The following is an 18110-nucleotide window of genomic DNA, read 5'->3' as shown; positions in this document are numbered from 1 at the left end:
GCAGAAAATTGCAGTTGGTAGTCACAGTTACAGTTACTCGGGATCATCGGGTGTTAGCTTTACTGATGTAATGTAAAATTGTGGCGCAAATAAGCTCCTCAGCAGTTATGGCTCAGATATTAGATCCTCTACCACCAGAGCATTCGGGGAAGATTCTCTGTTGCTACGTCAATGCTACGAGTAAGATCCAGGTGACTCGTATCTCCAATATTCCCAATTGGTATTTTGAAAGGGTTGTATTTCCCGGACAAAGGCTGGTGTTTGAAGTTCTTCCAGAAGCACAAATGGAAGTTCATACTGGGATGATGGCCAGTGCTATTATATCAGATACGATTCCGTGTAATACCCTGATTATCCATGAACCTAGCAATGATGAGACAGAAGAGAACTCATCTCCAAGCATAAATTCTGGTAATGGTAATCCGATCAGGTCAGAAAATAATAAAAAAATTCTAGATACGACAAAATCTTTACAAGCCGTTGAATTGGCATCTATTGATTAAAAACACAATACTGCTAAACATTAGGGTTGCAGCAATTCAGCAACCTTTTTTATTTGGGGTGGACTAATTAGGGCTTGCTAACATATCTTGTTTTTATTAGTTTGTAAAATTAAGCTATTTTTGGTACATAGAATAAGTAACCCTATAAATAATTGTCCTTTATCCCATCCGTGACATCAAACAAGCGTGAGTGCTAAACGTCTGCCAGAAACTACTGCTTATGTGAAAATTACCCGCCAATCTTGGCAACAAGGCTTTCTAGAAGGTGAAGTTAGCGCCGGTAATTTTCAGTGGCATTTCCAGTGGCATTTCCGCCGGGGAGAACTTTCTGTAAAGCCTTCCCAAGGTCGTGCTTTAATCAAAGAACCTCTAGGGCGGTTTTTAGAACAACAGGACTATCAGTTAGAACCTGGGGGGGATTATGCTTTTACAATTCGGGCTGAATTGTAAATTAGTTGTCAGTTAGTCGGTTGAGATATCGTTCAATCAGGAGAATGGCTACAATGTCATCTATTGGCCTGGGCGGTTGACGCAAACCCTTGGGTAATAGTTTGATGATGCCTTGGGGTGGATACATCTGCCAATAGCGATCGCGTGCCTGTAAAGTGGAATAACGTTCATCAACCAAAATGATATTGGTGGGTTTACTTAATTCTTGATTAAGTTGCTGTTTCCACTTTTTAGCTGTTGTTTGATCTCCCATGACAATTAAGGATACTGGGAATCTTTGCAGTTGTGTTTCAATATTAGCGATCGCCTCATTTGCCAATACAACTTGATGAGAGAATATTTGTCTATCCAATCCCATCACGGCAATCCCACATTTATCACGACCAGGATCAAATCCTAAAATTACAGGTTGTGTATTAGTCATTGGTCAGTTGTCAGTTGTCAGTTGTCAGTTGTCAGTAGGGGCGAAGCATTTGGAAGATAAATTATCGGTAATTGCCAAAAATAGTTCTCCAAATGCTTCGCCCGTACAGTTGTCAGTTGTTAGTAGGGGCGAAGCATTGGGAAGATAAATTATCGGTAATTGCCAAAAATAGTTCTCCAAATGCTTCGCCCGTACAGTTGTCAGTTGTCAGTTGTCATTGGAAAAATTCTTTCTCCCCCTACCTCCCCTACTTCCCCTACCTCCCCTACTTCCCCTACCTCCCCTACTCCCCTGCCCCCTGCCCCCTTGCCTACTTTGTCAGGTGCTAAAAAGAATTTGTCCATTCAAAATGGCTACTAATTTGACTCTTAGCGGACCTACAGTATAAGTATTTTCTGCGGCTACGGCTTTAATTTCTACTTCCTGTTCCGTCTGCTGTAATTGGGTAACAAAGCGCGGAAAAGTGCCTTCTATTTGGACACTTTCGACAATTCCCGCGTTCCGGGCGCGAAATTGAGAAGCGGAAATTAGTAAATCTAGGCGTTGACGCATTTGTTCAGATGTCATATTTTTTAAATCCGCTGTAGTAGTAGCCAGCACTTCACCTGATGAAAATACGAGTTGATTTCTCGCTGCGTCTGCAAAGAATTCTATTTGCTTTTCACCTCTGACATAATTACCTGCGGAGAAAATTCGCACTACATATTCTCGACCATCTTTAATTTGTGCAATTAACTGCTCAACTTTATCTTTGGGAACACGGAGTATTTCTTTATTTACTGGTGTACCACCAGGTTCAGTTAACTGAATGTTGGCATTGCGGTTAGCTTCCTGGAGAATTTGCATAATTGCCTGATGTGCCGCATCAGGCTTGTCCACAGTAATTAACCCTGCGGCTATCACTTGACCTTTCACTAAAGCTAGTTTACCCAAGCGGAGGTCACGGTAGGACTGATAATATTTTTCTAGTCTGGCTACTTCCTGCTCTAAAAATTGTTGTTGTTTCTCTAATTCTTTCAAGCGAGATTCTCTAGTAATAATAACTTCTTCCCGCTGTTTAATTTCGAGATTACGATTTTGAATAAGTTTATCTAATTTAGCAATTTTGCGATCGCGTTTTTCAATCACCGTCTTTGCTTCATCAATAGCTTCTTTAGCTTGGGCGTATAATCTTTTTCGTTCCGTCTTTAACTCTTCCACCGCCGTTTGTAATGTTTGTCGCTGATTGTAAAGAGTTTGTAATTCATTTCTAGCTTGTTGATACTGAATCACAATTCCCCCAAGACGACTTTGAGTTTGATTAAGTCGGGCTTGAGTTTTAGCTTGCTGGTTCAGAGTGCGATTGAGTTGGGCTTGTGTAGCCTTTTGTTTAGTATTTGCTGCCTGTAATGATTTATTAATTTTCTGTAATTCTTGTTGTGCCTGACTTTGTTCTTGTCTGGCTTTATTTAACTCACTCTCTACCTGGCTTTTTTGCGCCTCTGCGGTTTTTAGTTGTTCCCGCTTGTTACCCAAATCTCTTTGAATATCCTCTAACTCAAATACGCCCTTTCGCAATCCGCCATCAGCCGCAAATAGGATTGCCAAAGTTGATGCAGAAATTAGACCACCTGTAAAAATAGTGACAATTACAGCAGTTTTTTTCGGACGTAAATTGAAGAGTGAGAGACGAGCTTTGCCAACTCGTGTGCCGATGCGATCGCCCACGGTGGCAATTACGCCTCCCAAAATGAGAATTGCTGCAATCAGAATGTACCCGGTGGTCATTTTTAGCTACCGTAATGCTGACTGATCCAGCCTACTACGTTTAACCATTGTCTGTGGGTAAATGGAGTTAGGCAAAAGTAGAAATTATCCAATTTTGAGATCTTCCCCCAAATTAACGGTTGAATCTCTACGGTAGTTGTTCTGCTTGGAGAGATCCCAAGACCGCACTACCTCAAAAATAGAACCCGTGCCAACTCCATTCCCCCATAACTTCTAAGTAAATTGCTTACTTAAAGCAACAGGTTTATGCACAGTAATCTTCTTTTTATGGATTGTAATCATTTTCTTCTCGCGTAAATCTCCCAGCAGTCTAGTGACTGTCACGCGAGTAGAGCCAATTGCTTCAGCGATCGCCTGATGGGATAACTTCAGATCAATGGTAATGCCATCAGCGCAAGGAACGCCAAAATCTCGACAAAGAATTAACAAGAAACTAATTAACCTTGAACCCATATCCCGGTGAGCAAGAGTTTCAATCATCATCTCCGTCTGAAGAATCCGCGAAGAAAGACCTCGCAGCATTAACATGGATAATTCTGGATTTTCCTTCAGTGCCTGTTCGACTTGTTCAATTGGGGCTGAAAGTAATTCTACAGTGGTAAATGCCACTGCATGATAAAATCGATCAGACTTATTCCCTGTCAGCAACGACAGCACGCCAAAAACGCTATTCTCCCGGAGCAGAGCTACCGTTATTTCTTCTCCTGCCTCATAGACTCTCGACAGTTTTACAGCACCCTTGAGAAGAAAATAAACTCGTTCGGCAGGATCTCCCGGAAAGAAGATCGTCTTATTCCGTTCAAATGTTTCCACGACTGGAGGAAAAGCCCCCGTTGCCATTTGACGAAAAACATTTGCTAGGGCTTTATCTTGTGTCACTATCATTTTCTCCCTTCCCCTACCCAATGCCAGAAAAACAAAAACTAATTACCTAAGAATACACCTGAAAAATCAATAGATCATCATTAAATTTTCTGTTTTTTCCTATACTCAAACGCGGAATTCCTAGTCTTTCGTTTATAATGATACATAATTGTTGTTCCGTTTAGCTAGTAATTATTGATAAGTAGTTTCACTAATTATAGTCTCAAGGTTTTGCCTCTAAAAATTGCCAATTTCTTGAGAATTTTTGTGAACATGGTCATGGTTTTTTGGGGGCTTACTGCTTATGCTTGGAGTATTTTGGAAAATCTCTAGCCCAACACAGTCAAACTAGACTCAGATTCTAGTATGCTCCTAATGATGAATTACATTAGCAATGTTTATGCTGAATCTATCTGGAAAAAATGCCCTAGTTACAGGTATTGCCAACAACCGTTCTATCGCTTGGGGAATTGCCCAACAACTGCACAAAGCCGGGGCTAATTTGGGCATTACCTACTTGCCAGATGACAAGGGTAAAATGGAAAAAAAAGTTTCTGAATTGGTAGAACCGCTCAGTCCTAGCCTATTTTTGCCCTGCAATGTTGAAAATGACGAGCAAATTCAATCTACTTTTGAAACCATCCGGCAAGAATGGGGGAAAATAGATATTTTAGTGCATTGTTTGGCCTTTGCAAAAAAAGAAGATTTGACTGGAGGTTTTAGTCAAACTTCTCGTTCTGGTTTCAATACAGCTTTGGAAGTTAGCACTTATTCACTGGTACAGTTAAGCGGTGCAGCCAAACCTTTGATGACTCAAGGCGGAAGTATTATTACTCTTACATATTTAGGAGCAGTTAGAGCAATTCCTAACTATAATGTCATGGGTGTGGCTAAAGCTGGTTTAGAAGCCAGTGTTCGTTACTTGGCCGCAGAACTCGGTCCTGAAAATATTCGCGTCAATGGCATTTCTGCAGGTCCCATTCGCACCTTAGCATCTTCAGCCGTGGGTGGTATTCTAGATATGATTCATCATGTTGAGCAAGTCGCCCCTCTCCGTCGCACCGTTACTCAATTAGAAGTAGGGAATACTGCGGCTTTCTTGTGCAGTGATTTAGCCAGCGGTATTACTGGACAAATCCTGTATGTAGATGCAGGTTATGAAATTATGGGAATGTAGTAACAGGCAGGAGTCACCGAGTCAGGAGTCACCGAGTCAGGAGTCACCGAGTCAGGAGTCAGGAGTCACCGAGTCAGAAAGAAGAAAGAAGTAGGGAAGAGAAATATTCCTTGGCAACTGACAACTAACAACTGACAACTGACAACTGACAACTGACAACTGACAACTGACAACTAACAACTAACAACTAACAACTGACAAATGACCAACAAACAAACTTCTCGGATAGCTTCAGTTCACCGCACTACTGGGGAAACAGATATTTACGTTACTATCAATCTTGATGGTACAGGGATATGTAAAGTTTCTACAGGTATTCCTTTTTTAGATCATATGCTCCATCAAATTGCTTCCCATGGGCTTTTTGATTTGGATATTCAAGCTCAAGGTGATTGGGAAATTGATGATCACCACACTAACGAAGATGTGGGGATTACTTTAGGACAGGCTTTATTCCAAGCTTTGGGTAGTAAAAAGGGAATCGTCCGCTTTGGGAATTTTCTTGCGCCTTTAGATGAGGCATTAGTGCAAGTTGCTTTAGACTTCTCTGGTAGACCGCATCTTAGTTATGGTTTAGAGATTCCTACTCAACGGGTGGGAACTTATGATACCCAGCTAGTGCGGGAGTTTTTTGTGGCGTTGGTGAATCATAGCCAAATGACGTTACATATTCGCCAATTGGATGGAATTAATTCCCATCATATTATTGAAGCTACATTTAAAGCCTTTGCTAGAGCAATACGAATGGCGGTGGAAATTGATTCCCGACGGGCAGAAACAATTCCTAGTTCCAAAGGTGTGTTTTGACACTCCCCGGTCTAAAGACACAGGGATTCTTGGTTCAACGAGACCACTTAAACTAGACTCCTTGCGTTATCCAGCCCAGAGGTGGGACTCTCCTCAAGCGTTAAAGCCTCGACTCCGCTCGGCTTTAACCCTGAGCGAAGCCGAAGGGTTAACTTTCGGTCTGCCCGACCGTAGTTGCATTGCTGCAAGTCCTGTTTAACTAGAAACGATTTGTTTCAAAATTCTGATTCGTGTTTCGACTTCGCTCAACACAAGTCTAGCTCCTATAAATCTTTTACCTACTGCGAGGAGGAAACTAGAACAATGCAATAGAACCGCATAGATTTAATTGTCAAGGTACAGATTACCGTTAGGCAGTTAGGTTTTTAGACAGGTTGATTACCTTTCCTGTTGATTGAGATTATAACATCAAATATAATCAATTTTTGACATACTCACCGACCTGAAGGTGCGGGGAAACACTTGACACTTCGCCAGAACACGCCACAAGTGGTCCTATCGTCCCTCCATGTCCGTTTAAAGTCTCCCAATGCCCTATGGCGACTATGACCAAATTTTAACATAAAGCCGTCCTGGAAGGACGGGGCTTGTGTCCCGTCTTTTCGGTCACTGGGGGATAAATCCCCAGAAGGCTTTCATTCCCGGCTTAAAAGACATCAACACCTAAAAAATTTTGGGATTTTTAGGTGTCAATTATGGGGTTTTCACCCTGTTTTCTTATAAAAATCCTCAGCATCGGTTAATCTATTAGTTAGCTCTAAATAGTCAGTAGTTGGTAGTTTCATCCCCATGAATTCTGTTGTAGACAACCCCGATTATCAACAAAATCCCCTAGATAAAAAACCCGTAGTCCTGACTTCTGAATTGCGAAAGGTCTATCGCACGGGATTTTGGCTCAATCAAAAAGTTGTATCGCTCAAAAACTGTTCTTTACAAGTGTACCCAGGAGAAACCTTTGGTTTGTTGGGTCCCAATGGTGCGGGTAAAACCACGCTGTTAAAATTGTTGCTGGGAATTATTCGCCCTACATCTGGACGGGGATTATTGCTAGGTAAACCCATAGGCAACGCTAAAGTCAAGCAGCATATTGGCTACCTCCCAGAAAATTCCTATTTATATGAATATCTGAGCGGTTGGGAATTTTTGCAGTTGACAGCGGGTTTATTTCAAATTCCCCAAAAGTTACAACGTCAACGCATTCCCCAATTGTTGGAATTAGTGGGGTTATCTCAATCTGATGCTCGCAAAAAGCAAATGCGGCGCTATTCTAAAGGGATGCTTCAGCGTGTGGGAATGGCACAGGCTTTAATTAATGATCCAGATTTGGTTTTTTTGGATGAACCCATGTCTGGACTTGATCCGCTGGGACGTTACCAAATGCGAGAAATTATTCTTTCGCTGAAAGCATCTGGTAAAACCATATTTTTTAATAGTCATGTGTTGAGTGAAGTTGAACAAATTTGCGATCGCGTGGCTATTCTTGCTCAAGGAGAATTAATCTGTTGCGGTTCTCTCAGTGAACTTTTAGGGAATCAAAACACCTATCATGTTAAAGGTCAAGGCGGAGACGGGGAAATCTTGAAAAAATGGATAGGTAATTTAGAATTTGGGGCTGATGGTTCTTGGCAGGGTATACTCCAAGAAGATTATTATGATTTTCTGTCTAGTTTGAGATTAATGGGGGGAAAAATTATCACTATGAATCTGTCACGTCAATCTCTAGAAGAGTTTTTTATCCATCAAATTCAAATCCGAAATCATCCCCTTAATTAGCACAAACAACTAGAAAATAAGAGGAATGAATCACCCATAAGTAGTAATTTTTGCGAATTATTTGATCATTCTAAAAATCAGTTACTTATGTGTTAATACTTCCTGATCAATTTAGGGCTATGACTGTACTATCAGTTGATAAATTTGTTGTTAATATAGGATCGAAAATTGTTATAAGTTAGGAAACTTAACCTGCAAAAAGCACTGAAAATATTTCCTAACCTCAAAGAAGATTTAAAATCAAATTCCTTACGCAACAAATTATTTATGTCCGGAAAACTAAAGATTTATTAGAAAATAAAATTGTTGAGTCACTACGATTCTTCAGTATACTCGATGTTAAAATGTTTCCGAATAACTCTAAATATCGCCATTTTCAATTCTCAGGTAAATATGCTTAATAAAGATTTGTGTAAATTTCTCACCCACTCAACGATGGGTTTAGCATTGTTAACAACAGTGAATATCATTTTGCCATCTGTGAGTTTGGCACAAAGACAGCCAGTAGCATCAACATCCAGTAGTATCGCTACAGATTATTTATTAGGCGGCGGCGATCGCATCCGTGTTAATGTATTTGAAGTACCAGAATATACAGGTGAATATCAAGTCCCTCCCGGTGGTTCAATTAATATGCCTTTAATTGGCAGTATCCCTGTTTCGGGACTAACCACAGAACAAGCTGCTGATACAATCGCCAGAAAATATGCTCGCTTTCTCAAACGTCCCCTGATTTCCGTCAACTTATTATCACCACGTCCCATCAATGTATTTGTTGCGGGAGAGGTAACAAGACCAGGTGCTTATACCCTCAGCTTAGAAGGAGGAGCAGGGAATAACCCCGGTGTCCAATATCCAACGGTATTAGCTGCATTAACCATAGCCCAAGGTGTGACACTGGCAGCAGATGTAACTCAAGTACAATTACGCCGCAAGGTAGGACGTTCTGGAGAGCAGACAGTCTCCTTGGACTTAAAGGAATTAACGCAAACAGGCAGAATATCCCAAGAGATTACTTTACGAGATGGAGATACCATCGTTGTCCCCACAGCTACCAGTTTGAATGTGGCTGAAGCCCGAAATTTATTTGCAGCTAATTTTGCCGCTAGTCAAACTTCACCCCGCTCAGTGGTGGTAATTGGTCAAGTTTACCGTCCTGGTTCTTATCTTGTTACTGCTGGAAATGCAGGTGGAGCAGAGGGTGGTGGTGCTGGTGGTGGTTTACCAACTGTAATGCGGAGTTTACAACTAGCAGGGGGAATTACGTCCATTGCGGATGTGCGGAAGATTAAATTACGCCGTCCTACCCGAACTGGTACGGAACAAACTATAGATATTAATCTATGGGAATTACTACAAAGCGGTGATATCAATCAAGACATTGTGGTGCAGGATGGAGATACAATTGTCATTCCTACAGCTACGGACATTAGTGCCGCTGAATCTACCCAATTAGCAACAACTACTTTGTCCCCAAATACTATTGAAGTGGGTGTAGTGGGTGAAGTCAAAAAACCAGGAGCAGTAAAACTACAACCGAATAGTTCTTTAAATCAGGCATTATTAGCGGCTGGTGGTTTCAATGATAGTAGAGCTAGTAAAGGAACTGTAGAATTAATTCGCCTCAATACCAATGGTACAGTTACTAAACGTCCAGTTAAAGTGGATTTAGCTAAAGGAATTAATGAGGAAACCAATCCGATCCTTCGCAACAATGATGTTGTCATAGTTGATCGCAACGGTTTAGCTAAAACTGGTGATAGAGTTAATACTGTAGCTGGTCCTCTAGGTACTATTTTGGGGATTATCAGACTATTCACTACTGGATTTTAGAGATCTCCGAGAATTAAATGTACGTGACTTGAAACCCTTGTAGAGACGTTCCATGGAACGTCTCTACGATCTTTTTCGGGGATGTCTATTATACATCTGAGTTTATTTTTTCAGCAATTTATGATTAGAGGTGTAGCGATCGCCTATAATGCGATCGCAGGTTTATCATTTTATAGTTACTGATTGGGAAATTACGCACTTAACCCATTTTAATTTACTGCAAGCTATAACCCTAATAATCAATTCTGCCCAAAGCTGAAGGAGGAGAATAATTCAATGGACCCAATAATTTTTATCATATTTTTAGCTCTAGTAGGTTATGCCTTGGCATCTGCAAAGATGGTAAATCAAGGGAATGTGGCCTTAGTTGAACGCTTGGGGCGGTATCATCGCAAACTTAATCCGGGAATCAGCTTTATCGTTCCTATTCTTGATCAGATTGTGATGGAGGATACAACCAGAGAGCAGTTGTTAGATATTAAACCCCAAAATGTCATTACTAAAGACGGAGTTTACTTAGAAGTTGATGCAATTCTTTACTGGCGGATTAAAGATATTGAGAAAAGTTTTTATGCCATTGATGATTTACAAACTGCCTTATCTAACTTAGCCACAACTACCCTCCGGGAAAATATCGCTCAGAATTCTTTAGAGGATACTAATATGTCTAGAGACGAGATAGACCGAAGCATATTAGGCGTATTAAATTCAATTACAGCCGCTTGGGGAATTGAAATTATCCGTTTAGATATTCAGAGCATCACTCCACCGGAAAGTGTCCGCAAGTCAATGGAAGCTCAACAAAACGCACAAATTAAGAAAAAGTCAGCTATAGAAGCCGCAGAAGGGGAACGACAAGCGGCAGTTAAACGAGCGGAAGGAACTAGAACATCTATAGAAATAATTTCAGAAGCCTTGCGGAATCATCCTGAAAGTAAGGATATTTTAAGGTATCTTGTTGCCCAAGATTATGTAGATGCTAGTCAAAAATTAGGTGAAAGCAATAATGCCAAAATTGTCTTTGTAGATCCTGCTAACTCAACAGAAATGTTTCAGGAATTGATTTCTGATTCAGTACAAGAAAATCATGGTAAAGCCAATGGCAATGGCAATGGTAACGGTAACGGTAACGGTAACGGTAATGGTAATGGACTTAATTAACAACTAACAACTGACAACTGACAACTAACAACTGTACGGGCGAAGCATTTGGAGAACTATTTTTGGCAATGACCGATAATTTATCTTCCAAATGCTTCGCCCCTACTGACTCCTAACCTTCACGATAAATAGCATCTGCTACTAAAGTAACTTGTTGCATTTCCTGAACATCGTGAACTCGGAGGATATCTGCACCATTGAAAATGGCTGCACAACAGGCTGCGGCTGTTCCCCAAACTCGCAATTTCGGATCTGGTTGATTAAGAATATTACCTATAAAACTCTTACGAGATGCTCCCACCAAAATTGGAGAATTAAGTGTTTTTAGTGATTTTAAGCGGCGAAAAATTTCTAAATTCTGGTCATGGTTTTTAGCGAAACCAATACCAGGATCAATAATTATTTTATTTTTGTCAATTCCCAAAAGTGTAGCCTTTGTAATTTGCTCAGATAAAAAGTTATAAATATCAGCAATTAGATCTTCATAATCAGTACATTTTTGCATAGTTTGGGGAGTTCCTTGGATGTGCATTAAGACAATCGGCACATTTAAACTAGCAACAGTTGGCAACATTTGGGGGTCAAATGTTCCAGCAGAAATATCATTAACTATATCTGCTCCAGCGATAATTGCTGCTTTAGCTACTTCTGCTCTAGTTGTATCTATAGAAATAGGAATATCAATAATTGGACGTAGCAACTCCAAGACAGATAGCACCCGCTCAAGTTCTGCTTCTAGGGATATTTGTTCTGCCCCTGGACGGGTTGATTGTCCACCAATATCAATAATATCAGCACCAGCCGAAACCATTGCTTCTGCCTGGGTTAAAGCCGCTGAGGTGGTGTTAAATTTACCACCATCACTAAAACTATCCGGGGTGACATTCAAAATTCCCATGAGATAAGTCCGCTTTCCCCAGGTAAAACAGTGATCTCGGATAGTTAAGTTGTTAGACATGAAATTTTTTAACTTTTAATTGATGTATCCCCAATCCCCAATCCCCATTATTGATAGTTGACAATTCTGGCAAAACTATCAGCTTTTAGACTAGCGCCACCAACGAGAGCGCCGTCAATTTCTGGTTGTGCCATAATTTCATCAATATTATTCGGGTTGACTGAACCGCCATATTGGATAGGAACTAGGGGATTAGTTAATTGACTGCGAATTAAGCCAATTACCCGATTTGCTTCCTTGGATTCACAGGTATCACCAGTACCAATTGCCCAAATTGGTTCATAAGCAATAATTAGGTGAGTTTGATCAATATCTACCAAGTCTTTTTTTAATTGGTTGCTAATTATTGATTCTGTTTCCCCTGCGTCTCGTTGTTGTTTAGTTTCCCCAACGCAAAGAATGGGTGTGAGTCCATGCTTTTGGGCGGCTTTAAGACGGAGATTGACAGTTACGTCAGTTTCTCCAAAGAATTGCCGTCTTTCACTGTGTCCAACAATGACAAAACGCACACCGATTTCCGTGAGCATGGGGGCGGCAATTTCGCCTGTATATGCTCCATGTTCTTCCCAGTGGACGTTTTGTGCGCCCAAATTTACACGGCTACCATGTAAAGATTTGGACAGCAGGCTTAAGTCGGTGAAGGGAGGACATAATACCACTTCTCGTTCTGAGGGGGTTTCCTCCAGGTGAGGCAAAAATCCGCTTAAAAATTCTGCGGATTCTGCCTGGGTTTTAAACATTTTCCAGTTTCCAGCAATAACGATTTTCCGCACAGGTGATTTAATCAAGATTTTAATGCTACTAGATGCACTTTTCAATGTACTACTTTTTTAGGACTATTCACAAAGCAGAATTCACTGAGTCACAGAAATAGTCGTCAGTAGTAATATAGGCTGATGGTTGGTTTTTTAACTTAGATAGAGTTTTTGTATGAATCAAAAATTAAGCTATTTGCCAAAATTAGGTGAGCAGTTGCGCTTGATTACGTAAACGCAACTACTAAATTAAACTAACTGCAAACCAGCTTTTGCTTCTTTGGCAATTGCCTCTACTTCGTCATTTACCAAGGTTGCTAGAATAGATTTAGCTTCATCACTACCCAAACGAGTTAAAGCTTGTACTACTCTGTAACGTACTTGCCAATCTGGATTAGTGCTGTATGGAACTAGGAGAGGAACTGCTGTTGGATCTCCCAATTCACCAAAGGAACTAATGGCCGCAGTTTGAATTAAGCCATTATCGGAAGCCAGTGCTTGGGTAAGCAATTCAAAGGCTCGCGGATCTCCTAATTCTCCTAATGTCGCAATAATGCTAAACTGTACCAGCCATTCTGGTGTTTCTTGGTAAAGCTGTTGCAAGTCTTCAAAAGCGTCATGTAATTTCAGCGCACCTAAACAGTCTGCTGCGGCTGCTTGAACATCTGCTTCTGGATCATGAAGTAAACCTCGGAGGATATTCAAGGATAATGGTAAATCCTGTGTTCCCAGGGTATCCATTTGACTTACGGCCGAATAACGGACACGCGCACTTTTATCCTGAATGGCAATTTGGACTAATTCTAAACCGATTTGTGGTTCTAGTTCCCGAATTTGATTGACTGCACGCAAGCGATCGCCTAAATTGTCAGAACGCAGTAATTCTCTTATACTATCAGCAGACACACTCATTTAATTGTCCTTTGTCAGTTGTTAATTGTTAGTAGGGGCGAAGCATTTGGAAGATAAATTATCAGTCATTGCCAAAAATAGTTCTCCAAATGCTTCGCCCGTACAGTTGTCAGTAGGGGCGAAGCATTTGGAAGATAAATTATCGGTCATTGCCAAAAATAGTTCTGCAAATGCTTCGCCCGTACAGTTGTCAGTAGGGGCGAAGCATTTGGAAGATAAATTATCAGTCATTGCCAAAAATAGTTCTCCAAATGCTTCGCCCGTACAGTTGTTAGTTGTCAGATAATATTTCTCTCCTTTGCTACTCTGCGGCCATAGTGCGAATAATATCACCACGAGTTAGAATACCAATTACCTTACCCGCATTGTCAAGGACTGGGAGACGATGAACTTTGTGTTCTTGTATTAGTTTTGCAGCTTCTCTTAATGGTTTATCAGGAGAAATAGTTAGGGGATTTTTACTCATAACTTCCCCTACGGTTTGTCCTAAAGCTTTATGTAAATCTCGTTCATAGGTTGCAGGATTTTGTAAATAAATCACACTATCCAAAATCATGATATATGCAGGGGGAGTTATACCAGTTTCTTGCCACATCAAATCTGTTTCTGAGATAATTCCGACTAATTTACCTGCGTCATCAATTACAGGTAAACCGCTAATGTGTTTTTCTGCCAGAATTTGGATAGCTTCTTTTAAGGGAGTTTGAGGATGGACAAGGATAGGATCACGACTCATTACGTCAGCAACGGTTTTAGACATTTTTTTACTTACACCTTTTATAAAAGTCTTTTTAACTATTGTAGGAAATTATTGGTAACAAATAAAATACAGTTAATAGATTGTTACTTTTCATTTTAAAAATAAACGTTGTTTTTGTTGAAAAAGCACTTTTAGTAATGCCATTATACCATAAAAGCCTAATTTTTCAATTAATTAAAACCATAAATATCTCCACGTACAGAGATCGCATCAACTAATTTAGTATTTATTGAATATTGCCCACATCACACAAATAATTTTTAATCATTCATTGCTTTCAATACTCGCTCGATTTGCTTGGGTGCATCTATTTGTTGGGGACTCCAAAGATCCATTGCTTTGTGAAAATATTCTTCACTGTTGGCTTTATTTTCCATTTTTTGATAGGTTAATGCTAGTTGAAAGTATGCTTCTGCTAGATCACATTTTGCACCAATTTTTTCTAAGATTTCGATTGATTCTTGATGATGGGTAAGCGCTATTTTAAAGTTATTTTGGATTCGGTAAAGTTCTGCCAAACAATATAAAGATTTTGCTTCACATTGTAAAAAAGCATAATTTTTAGAGAATTGAACGCATTTAGAATACATTTCAAATGCTTTTTCAAAATCACCTATATTTTTATAAGTTATTCCAATTAATATAGCTTCAAAACTTTTTCCCCAACCACTGATGCCTGTCCTAGATATTCTTTCATATGTTATGTTAGCAAAATATTCAGCTTTGTTCCTTTTATTAAGACAAGAGTTAACATAAGCCAATCCATCAAATTGATCTGTCTCATTTTCCCATAATCCAATTTTCTGTGAAATTTCTCCACAATCTTTATTTTTATTGATCAAATAATATAATTCTTCAAAATAAATCAATGATTTTTCTAATTCATATAATTCTAAGTAACACATTCCTTGATGCAATAAAGCAAGTATATTCATCCGCTTTATCCAAAATTTATCTTGAGAATCTATATTTGTTATATAATTTTTATCTTCTAAACATTTTCCAGATATTTTTTTTGAATTATAATAGCATTCTATAGCTTTTCTTATTTTTCCTATTAATCTATATGTTGTACCTAACATATTATAAAGTTTTGCTAAAACAAATGAATATCCATCAATTTCTCCTACTTCTATTATTACGTTTATTAATTTTTCTAATAACCCAAATCTCATTAGGGAATTTCCAAGATGTTCAACTTCATCAAATTGATTTATTCTGGTTTGACAAATTACCTCTCTAGATTTTTCTAAAGATCCAATTTGTAGATATAAATAGTAAGACTCTAATGCTATATTTACATCGTATATAGTCTTAAATTCTTCAACACTTTCAGTCCAAAACTCTGCTGCTTGTATATTTGCTTTTTCCCAATCTTCACTATTTATCAATCTATCTATTGCTTCTTTCCGAATTACTGGATGTAACCAATAATCATCATGATTAAATTCAACTAAACCTCGTTCTTTTAAAACTCTAATAATTTTTTGATGCTTATTTTCTGCCACATCCCAAAGTAAACAAAATAAACCTTTTTCTGGTACAGTTGGCACATCTTGATAACGATAACATCCCATACGACATAGTAAATTATAAGCATCATGAAGATTAATTTCTTCAAGTCGTTTGAACTGTTCTTTAATTAAGTTTTCTAATGTGGATTCAATCAGTAAATCTTCCTTATTTTTGAACCAATATTTTTCTAAATCACGATCATAATCTTGTATTATTGCTTTACTAATAACATCCATTGCTTTAGCATTACCACCAAAAGCATCACGAATTTCTTGCAGAGATTCACTATTTATTATTATCTTTTGATGATTAAAATACTCTTGCCATGCTGCTAAAGTTAAACCAGGTAGCCCATAAGTTTCAATTTCAATACTCGCTTCATGCAATTTTTCACGACTGGTAATTAAGGTAAGCGATTTAACTTTAGAATCTGTTAAAACTCGCAACAATTCTACATAACTACGATGCTGTTCAATAAACTTTCCAGAAGCATCTAAAGCAGGTTCGAGGTTATCTATTAATATGCCTATTTCCTCTGTTTCAAGTTTCTGTTTTAATCGCTGTAAGGATACCATCAACTCCCGTCCAGGTTCTTCTCCTAGTTGACGCAGCTTTTCCTCTAATAAACTTTCTATTGAGGCAATATCTTTTGTTTCTCTGGCAATAGGAAATTCTATGACTATTTTAAACATATTTTGCAGATATTTCTTGGCAAGAGTCGTTTTTCCACCACCACCTGGACTTTGAATAAGAATGATTTTCGCACCTTTATTGATGAGGTCGTTAATATGGGTAAATGCACTTTCCCGACCTACAAAATGATTGTCAATGATAGGTGGAGGTGGTTGTAATTGTAAATTCCATCTTCTCTCGAAAACCACCTTAAAATTTTCTTGGGTAACTTTTTCTCCTAATGCGGTCTTAGCACTTAGTGTTTTCCACAGTTTGCTTCCCACTTGCTTAATGTAGTCTTCAGTATATCCATTAGCCAAGGCAATACTTAGATATGTAAGTTCACGATTTAACCACAGTTCACGAATAATAATAGTTTGAGGTGTGCTTAAAGGTTTATTTGTTTGTTGATGAACTAACGTACTTGCAAAATTGATAGCGTCTTCTACATTCATGTCTGATTTCACACTGAGTAATCTAAGCTGTAGTTTATCTCATTTTTGAGTCCCAATGTCACTTGAAGTTACTTTATATCACTTATTAGATTAACCCAACACAACACTTTAAACCACTGACACACTGAATACACGGCATTAAACTTTAGACATAGAAAAAACAAAAATCAGTCAATTAAGAGAGAAAACATGAAGAAATTTAACCTTCTTGTATTATTTACGATAGTTGCTACCTTTATTGGTGGTGCTGCCGCTTTAGCCGAAAACTTTGTCGTTGATGGTAGCAATAAGGCTCTCAATACCAACAACAATTTCCGCAAAGTAGATGGAAATCCTGTTATGTCGCTTTGGGAGTTCAGTTCTACTGACCGAGATCAACAATTTGATCGCATCTCTGGCAATCGTGGTGGTACTCTCCTTCGACATGGTTCTACTGGCAAGTGTTTAAATTCACATTATCTAACAAATGGAGGTGTAGTTAATACTTGGCCTTGCGACGCTAACGATCCTGACCAGAATTTCAATATCATCTCGTTGGGTAATGGCCTCTCTCAGATTCAACGTACAGGCACAAATCTCTGTGTAGACAGCCCCACCCGTGACAATGGCGGTAAAATCCACGTATGGCAATGCGATCGTAACAGTCCCAATCAACGGTTTAGGAATGGTACAGTGACTCCACCACCACCACCTCCTTCTGGTCAGATTACTCTACCATTCAGATCGCGTGAAACTTGGTATGTATGTCAAGGATATCGAGGCTCTGTATCTCATCAAAATTCCTATGCCCTAGATTTATCAGTGGGTCAAGATTTTGGTAGCAATAATGCTTGTTGGGGAGACCAAAATCGTTCTGCTAACCGCCCGGTACTTGCTCCTGCGGCTGGAAAAGTTTATCACATTAACTCGGACTTAGTTTGTCTATCAATAGACAATAATCGGAGTATGCTAATTGGTCATATGAACCGTTCTGTTCAGAATGGAGCAACTGTTAATCGCGGTGATGTTTTAGGCACTACATCTTCGCAAAACCCTGCAAATGGTTCTTTCTCTCACATCCATTTAGAGGGGCGCAAGAGTGCTGGATGTACTCCTGGTTCTTCAGTACCTCTAACCGCAGCTAATGGATTTCAGCTTGAGAATGTTGGGGATTTAGTAGGTAGCGAAACTCATTTCAAGAGAGCGTTGACTCGTCCATAAGTGTTTATTAGATGACTCTTGCTTTGGAGACTGGCGATTCCTACGGAGCTTCGCTATCGCATTTTTTCTATGGATAGCGATCTCCACTTCTTTTTATAGATTGAAATCACTAAAAACAATTATG

The 18110-nt window shown here is 39.2% G+C and carries 20 protein-coding genes; 11 read left to right on the top strand and 9 right to left on the bottom strand.

Going from position 1 to position 18110, the window contains the following annotated elements; all coding sequences use genetic code 11:
• Positions 1–107: 107 nt before the first annotated feature.
• Both ANA_RS10675 and ANA_RS10670 read left to right on the top strand, forming a co-directional pair.
• On the top strand, positions 108–503 hold the full coding sequence (locus ANA_RS10675) for a DUF1830 domain-containing protein (protein WP_041457954.1): 396 nt from the start codon (positions 108–110) through the stop codon (positions 501–503).
• A 186-nt stretch (positions 504–689) separates the two neighbouring features.
• Positions 690–953 (top strand): DUF3146 family protein, encoded by a 264-nt coding sequence (locus ANA_RS10670; protein ID WP_015080075.1) that lies wholly within the window; start codon positions 690–692, stop codon positions 951–953.
• Position 954: 1 nt separating this feature from the next.
• On the opposite strand, the gene ANA_RS10665 is transcribed toward ANA_RS10670, so the two are convergent.
• Positions 955–1377, bottom strand: coding sequence for a pre-16S rRNA-processing nuclease YqgF (locus tag ANA_RS10665; protein WP_015080074.1), 423 nt, complete (start codon positions 1375–1377; stop codon positions 955–957).
• Positions 1378–1384: 7 nt separating this feature from the next.
• On the opposite strand from ANA_RS10665, the gene ANA_RS24515 reads away from it, so the two are divergent.
• Both ANA_RS24515 and ANA_RS27610 read left to right on the top strand, forming a co-directional pair.
• Positions 1385–1525, top strand: coding sequence for a hypothetical protein (locus tag ANA_RS24515; protein WP_235081801.1), 141 nt, complete (start codon positions 1385–1387; stop codon positions 1523–1525).
• Positions 1470–1706 carry a hypothetical protein gene (locus ANA_RS27610; protein ID WP_235081800.1) on the top strand — a complete coding sequence of 79 codons (237 nt, stop codon included), beginning with the start codon at positions 1470–1472 and terminating at the stop codon, positions 1704–1706. Before ANA_RS24515 ends, ANA_RS27610 begins: the two co-directional genes overlap by 56 nt.
• Here ANA_RS27610 and ANA_RS10660 read toward each other — a convergent pair.
• The gene (locus tag ANA_RS10660; RefSeq protein ID WP_015080073.1) at positions 1696–3144 is read right to left on the bottom strand and encodes a DUF3084 domain-containing protein; all 1449 of its coding nucleotides are present in this window, start codon (positions 3142–3144) and stop codon (positions 1696–1698) included. The two genes, ANA_RS27610 and ANA_RS10660, sit on opposite strands and share 11 nt — an antisense overlap.
• A 213-nt stretch (positions 3145–3357) precedes the next feature.
• Positions 3358–4029, bottom strand: a complete 672-nt coding sequence (gene ntcA / locus ANA_RS10655) for a global nitrogen regulator NtcA (protein ID WP_015080072.1) — start codon at positions 4027–4029, stop codon at positions 3358–3360.
• 379 nt (positions 4030–4408) lie between these two features.
• Between ntcA and fabI the strand changes: the two genes are divergently transcribed.
• Complete coding sequence (fabI, locus tag ANA_RS10650; protein ID WP_015080071.1) at positions 4409–5185, top strand: enoyl-ACP reductase FabI; 777 nt, start codon at positions 4409–4411, stop codon at positions 5183–5185.
• A gap of 51 nt (positions 5186–5236) precedes the next feature.
• Here the strand turns inward: fabI and ANA_RS28180 are convergent, their stop codons facing one another.
• Positions 5237–5365, bottom strand: coding sequence for a hypothetical protein (locus ANA_RS28180; RefSeq protein WP_256380179.1), 129 nt, complete (start codon positions 5363–5365; stop codon positions 5237–5239).
• Between the two features lie 21 nt (positions 5366–5386).
• Between ANA_RS28180 and hisB the strand changes: the two genes are divergently transcribed.
• The 4 genes from hisB to ANA_RS10630 all read left to right on the top strand — a co-directional run bounded on the left by hisB (position 5387) and on the right by ANA_RS10630 (position 10759).
• Positions 5387–5992, top strand: a complete 606-nt coding sequence (hisB, locus tag ANA_RS10645) for an imidazoleglycerol-phosphate dehydratase HisB (protein WP_015080070.1) — start codon at positions 5387–5389, stop codon at positions 5990–5992.
• Between the two features lie 789 nt (positions 5993–6781).
• The gene (locus tag ANA_RS10640; protein WP_015080069.1) at positions 6782–7765 is read left to right on the top strand and encodes an ABC transporter ATP-binding protein; all 984 of its coding nucleotides are present in this window, start codon (positions 6782–6784) and stop codon (positions 7763–7765) included.
• A 393-nt stretch (positions 7766–8158) separates the two neighbouring features.
• The gene (locus ANA_RS10635) at positions 8159–9598 is read left to right on the top strand and encodes a polysaccharide biosynthesis/export family protein (RefSeq protein ID WP_015080068.1); all 1440 of its coding nucleotides are present in this window, start codon (positions 8159–8161) and stop codon (positions 9596–9598) included.
• A gap of 276 nt (positions 9599–9874) precedes the next feature.
• A complete protein-coding gene (locus ANA_RS10630; RefSeq protein ID WP_015080067.1) occupies positions 9875–10759 on the top strand; it encodes an SPFH domain-containing protein in 885 nt (294 codons plus the stop codon).
• A 112-nt stretch (positions 10760–10871) separates the two neighbouring features.
• Here the strand turns inward: ANA_RS10630 and folP are convergent, their stop codons facing one another.
• From folP to nblB, 3 genes are all read right to left on the bottom strand, one after another.
• Positions 10872–11717 (bottom strand): dihydropteroate synthase, encoded by an 846-nt coding sequence (folP, locus tag ANA_RS10625; RefSeq protein WP_015080066.1) that lies wholly within the window; start codon positions 11715–11717, stop codon positions 10872–10874.
• A 47-nt stretch (positions 11718–11764) separates the two neighbouring features.
• Positions 11765–12490, bottom strand: a complete 726-nt coding sequence (tpiA, locus tag ANA_RS10620) for a triose-phosphate isomerase (RefSeq protein ID WP_015080065.1) — start codon at positions 12488–12490, stop codon at positions 11765–11767.
• 231 nt (positions 12491–12721) lie between these two features.
• On the bottom strand, positions 12722–13384 hold the full coding sequence (gene nblB / locus ANA_RS10615) for a phycobilisome degradation protein NblB (protein WP_015080064.1): 663 nt from the start codon (positions 13382–13384) through the stop codon (positions 12722–12724).
• 25 nt (positions 13385–13409) lie between these two features.
• Here nblB and ANA_RS10610 point away from each other — a divergent pair, with 25 nt between their 5' ends.
• Entirely contained in the window at positions 13410–13670 is a 261-nt protein-coding gene (locus ANA_RS10610; protein ID WP_041457951.1) for a hypothetical protein, read from the top strand.
• Between the two features lie 15 nt (positions 13671–13685).
• Here ANA_RS10610 and ANA_RS10605 read toward each other — a convergent pair whose 3' ends face one another.
• Complete coding sequence (locus ANA_RS10605) at positions 13686–14144, bottom strand: CBS domain-containing protein (RefSeq protein WP_015080063.1); 459 nt, start codon at positions 14142–14144, stop codon at positions 13686–13688.
• A 260-nt stretch (positions 14145–14404) separates the two neighbouring features.
• Positions 14405–16786, bottom strand: a complete 2382-nt coding sequence (locus ANA_RS10600) for a tetratricopeptide repeat protein (RefSeq protein ID WP_015080062.1) — start codon at positions 16784–16786, stop codon at positions 14405–14407.
• A gap of 189 nt (positions 16787–16975) precedes the next feature.
• Here ANA_RS10600 and ANA_RS10595 point away from each other — a divergent pair, with 189 nt between their 5' ends.
• The gene (locus ANA_RS10595; protein WP_015080061.1) at positions 16976–17986 is read left to right on the top strand and encodes a ricin-type beta-trefoil lectin domain protein; all 1011 of its coding nucleotides are present in this window, start codon (positions 16976–16978) and stop codon (positions 17984–17986) included.
• Positions 17987–18110: the final 124 nt, after the last annotated feature.

The organism is Anabaena sp. 90 (assembly GCF_000312705.1).
GTDB classification, from domain to species: domain Bacteria; phylum Cyanobacteriota; class Cyanobacteriia; order Cyanobacteriales; family Nostocaceae; genus Dolichospermum; species Dolichospermum lemmermannii.
Note: the sequence above shows the minus strand (reverse complement) of the source record. Positions and strands in the feature narration are given on the sequence as shown.

Coding starts and splice junctions, on each gene's coding strand:
- fabI (WP_015080071.1), top strand. CDS start 4,409: ATGCTGAATCTATCTGGAAAAAATGCCCTAGTTACAGGTATTGCCAAC.
- hisB (WP_015080070.1), top strand. CDS start 5,387: ATGACCAACAAACAAACTTCTCGGATAGCTTCAGTTCACCGCACTACT.
- ntcA (WP_015080072.1), bottom strand. CDS start 4,029: ATGATAGTGACACAAGATAAAGCCCTAGCAAATGTTTTTCGTCAAATG.
- ANA_RS10595 (WP_015080061.1), top strand. CDS start 16,976: ATGAAGAAATTTAACCTTCTTGTATTATTTACGATAGTTGCTACCTTT.
- ANA_RS10630 (WP_015080067.1), top strand. CDS start 9,875: ATGGACCCAATAATTTTTATCATATTTTTAGCTCTAGTAGGTTATGCC.
- ANA_RS10600 (WP_015080062.1), bottom strand. CDS start 16,786: ATGAATGTAGAAGACGCTATCAATTTTGCAAGTACGTTAGTTCATCAA.
- ANA_RS10605 (WP_015080063.1), bottom strand. CDS start 14,144: ATGTCTAAAACCGTTGCTGACGTAATGAGTCGTGATCCTATCCTTGTC.
- ANA_RS10660 (WP_015080073.1), bottom strand. CDS start 3,144: ATGACCACCGGGTACATTCTGATTGCAGCAATTCTCATTTTGGGAGGC.
- ANA_RS27610 (WP_235081800.1), top strand. CDS start 1,470: ATGCTTCGCCCGTACAGTTGTCAGTTGTTAGTAGGGGCGAAGCATTGG.
- ANA_RS10635 (WP_015080068.1), top strand. CDS start 8,159: ATGCTTAATAAAGATTTGTGTAAATTTCTCACCCACTCAACGATGGGT.
- folP (WP_015080066.1), bottom strand. CDS start 11,717: ATGTCTAACAACTTAACTATCCGAGATCACTGTTTTACCTGGGGAAAG.
- ANA_RS10640 (WP_015080069.1), top strand. CDS start 6,782: ATGAATTCTGTTGTAGACAACCCCGATTATCAACAAAATCCCCTAGAT.
- nblB (WP_015080064.1), bottom strand. CDS start 13,384: ATGAGTGTGTCTGCTGATAGTATAAGAGAATTACTGCGTTCTGACAAT.
- ANA_RS10665 (WP_015080074.1), bottom strand. CDS start 1,377: ATGACTAATACACAACCTGTAATTTTAGGATTTGATCCTGGTCGTGAT.
- ANA_RS10675 (WP_041457954.1), top strand. CDS start 108: ATGGCTCAGATATTAGATCCTCTACCACCAGAGCATTCGGGGAAGATT.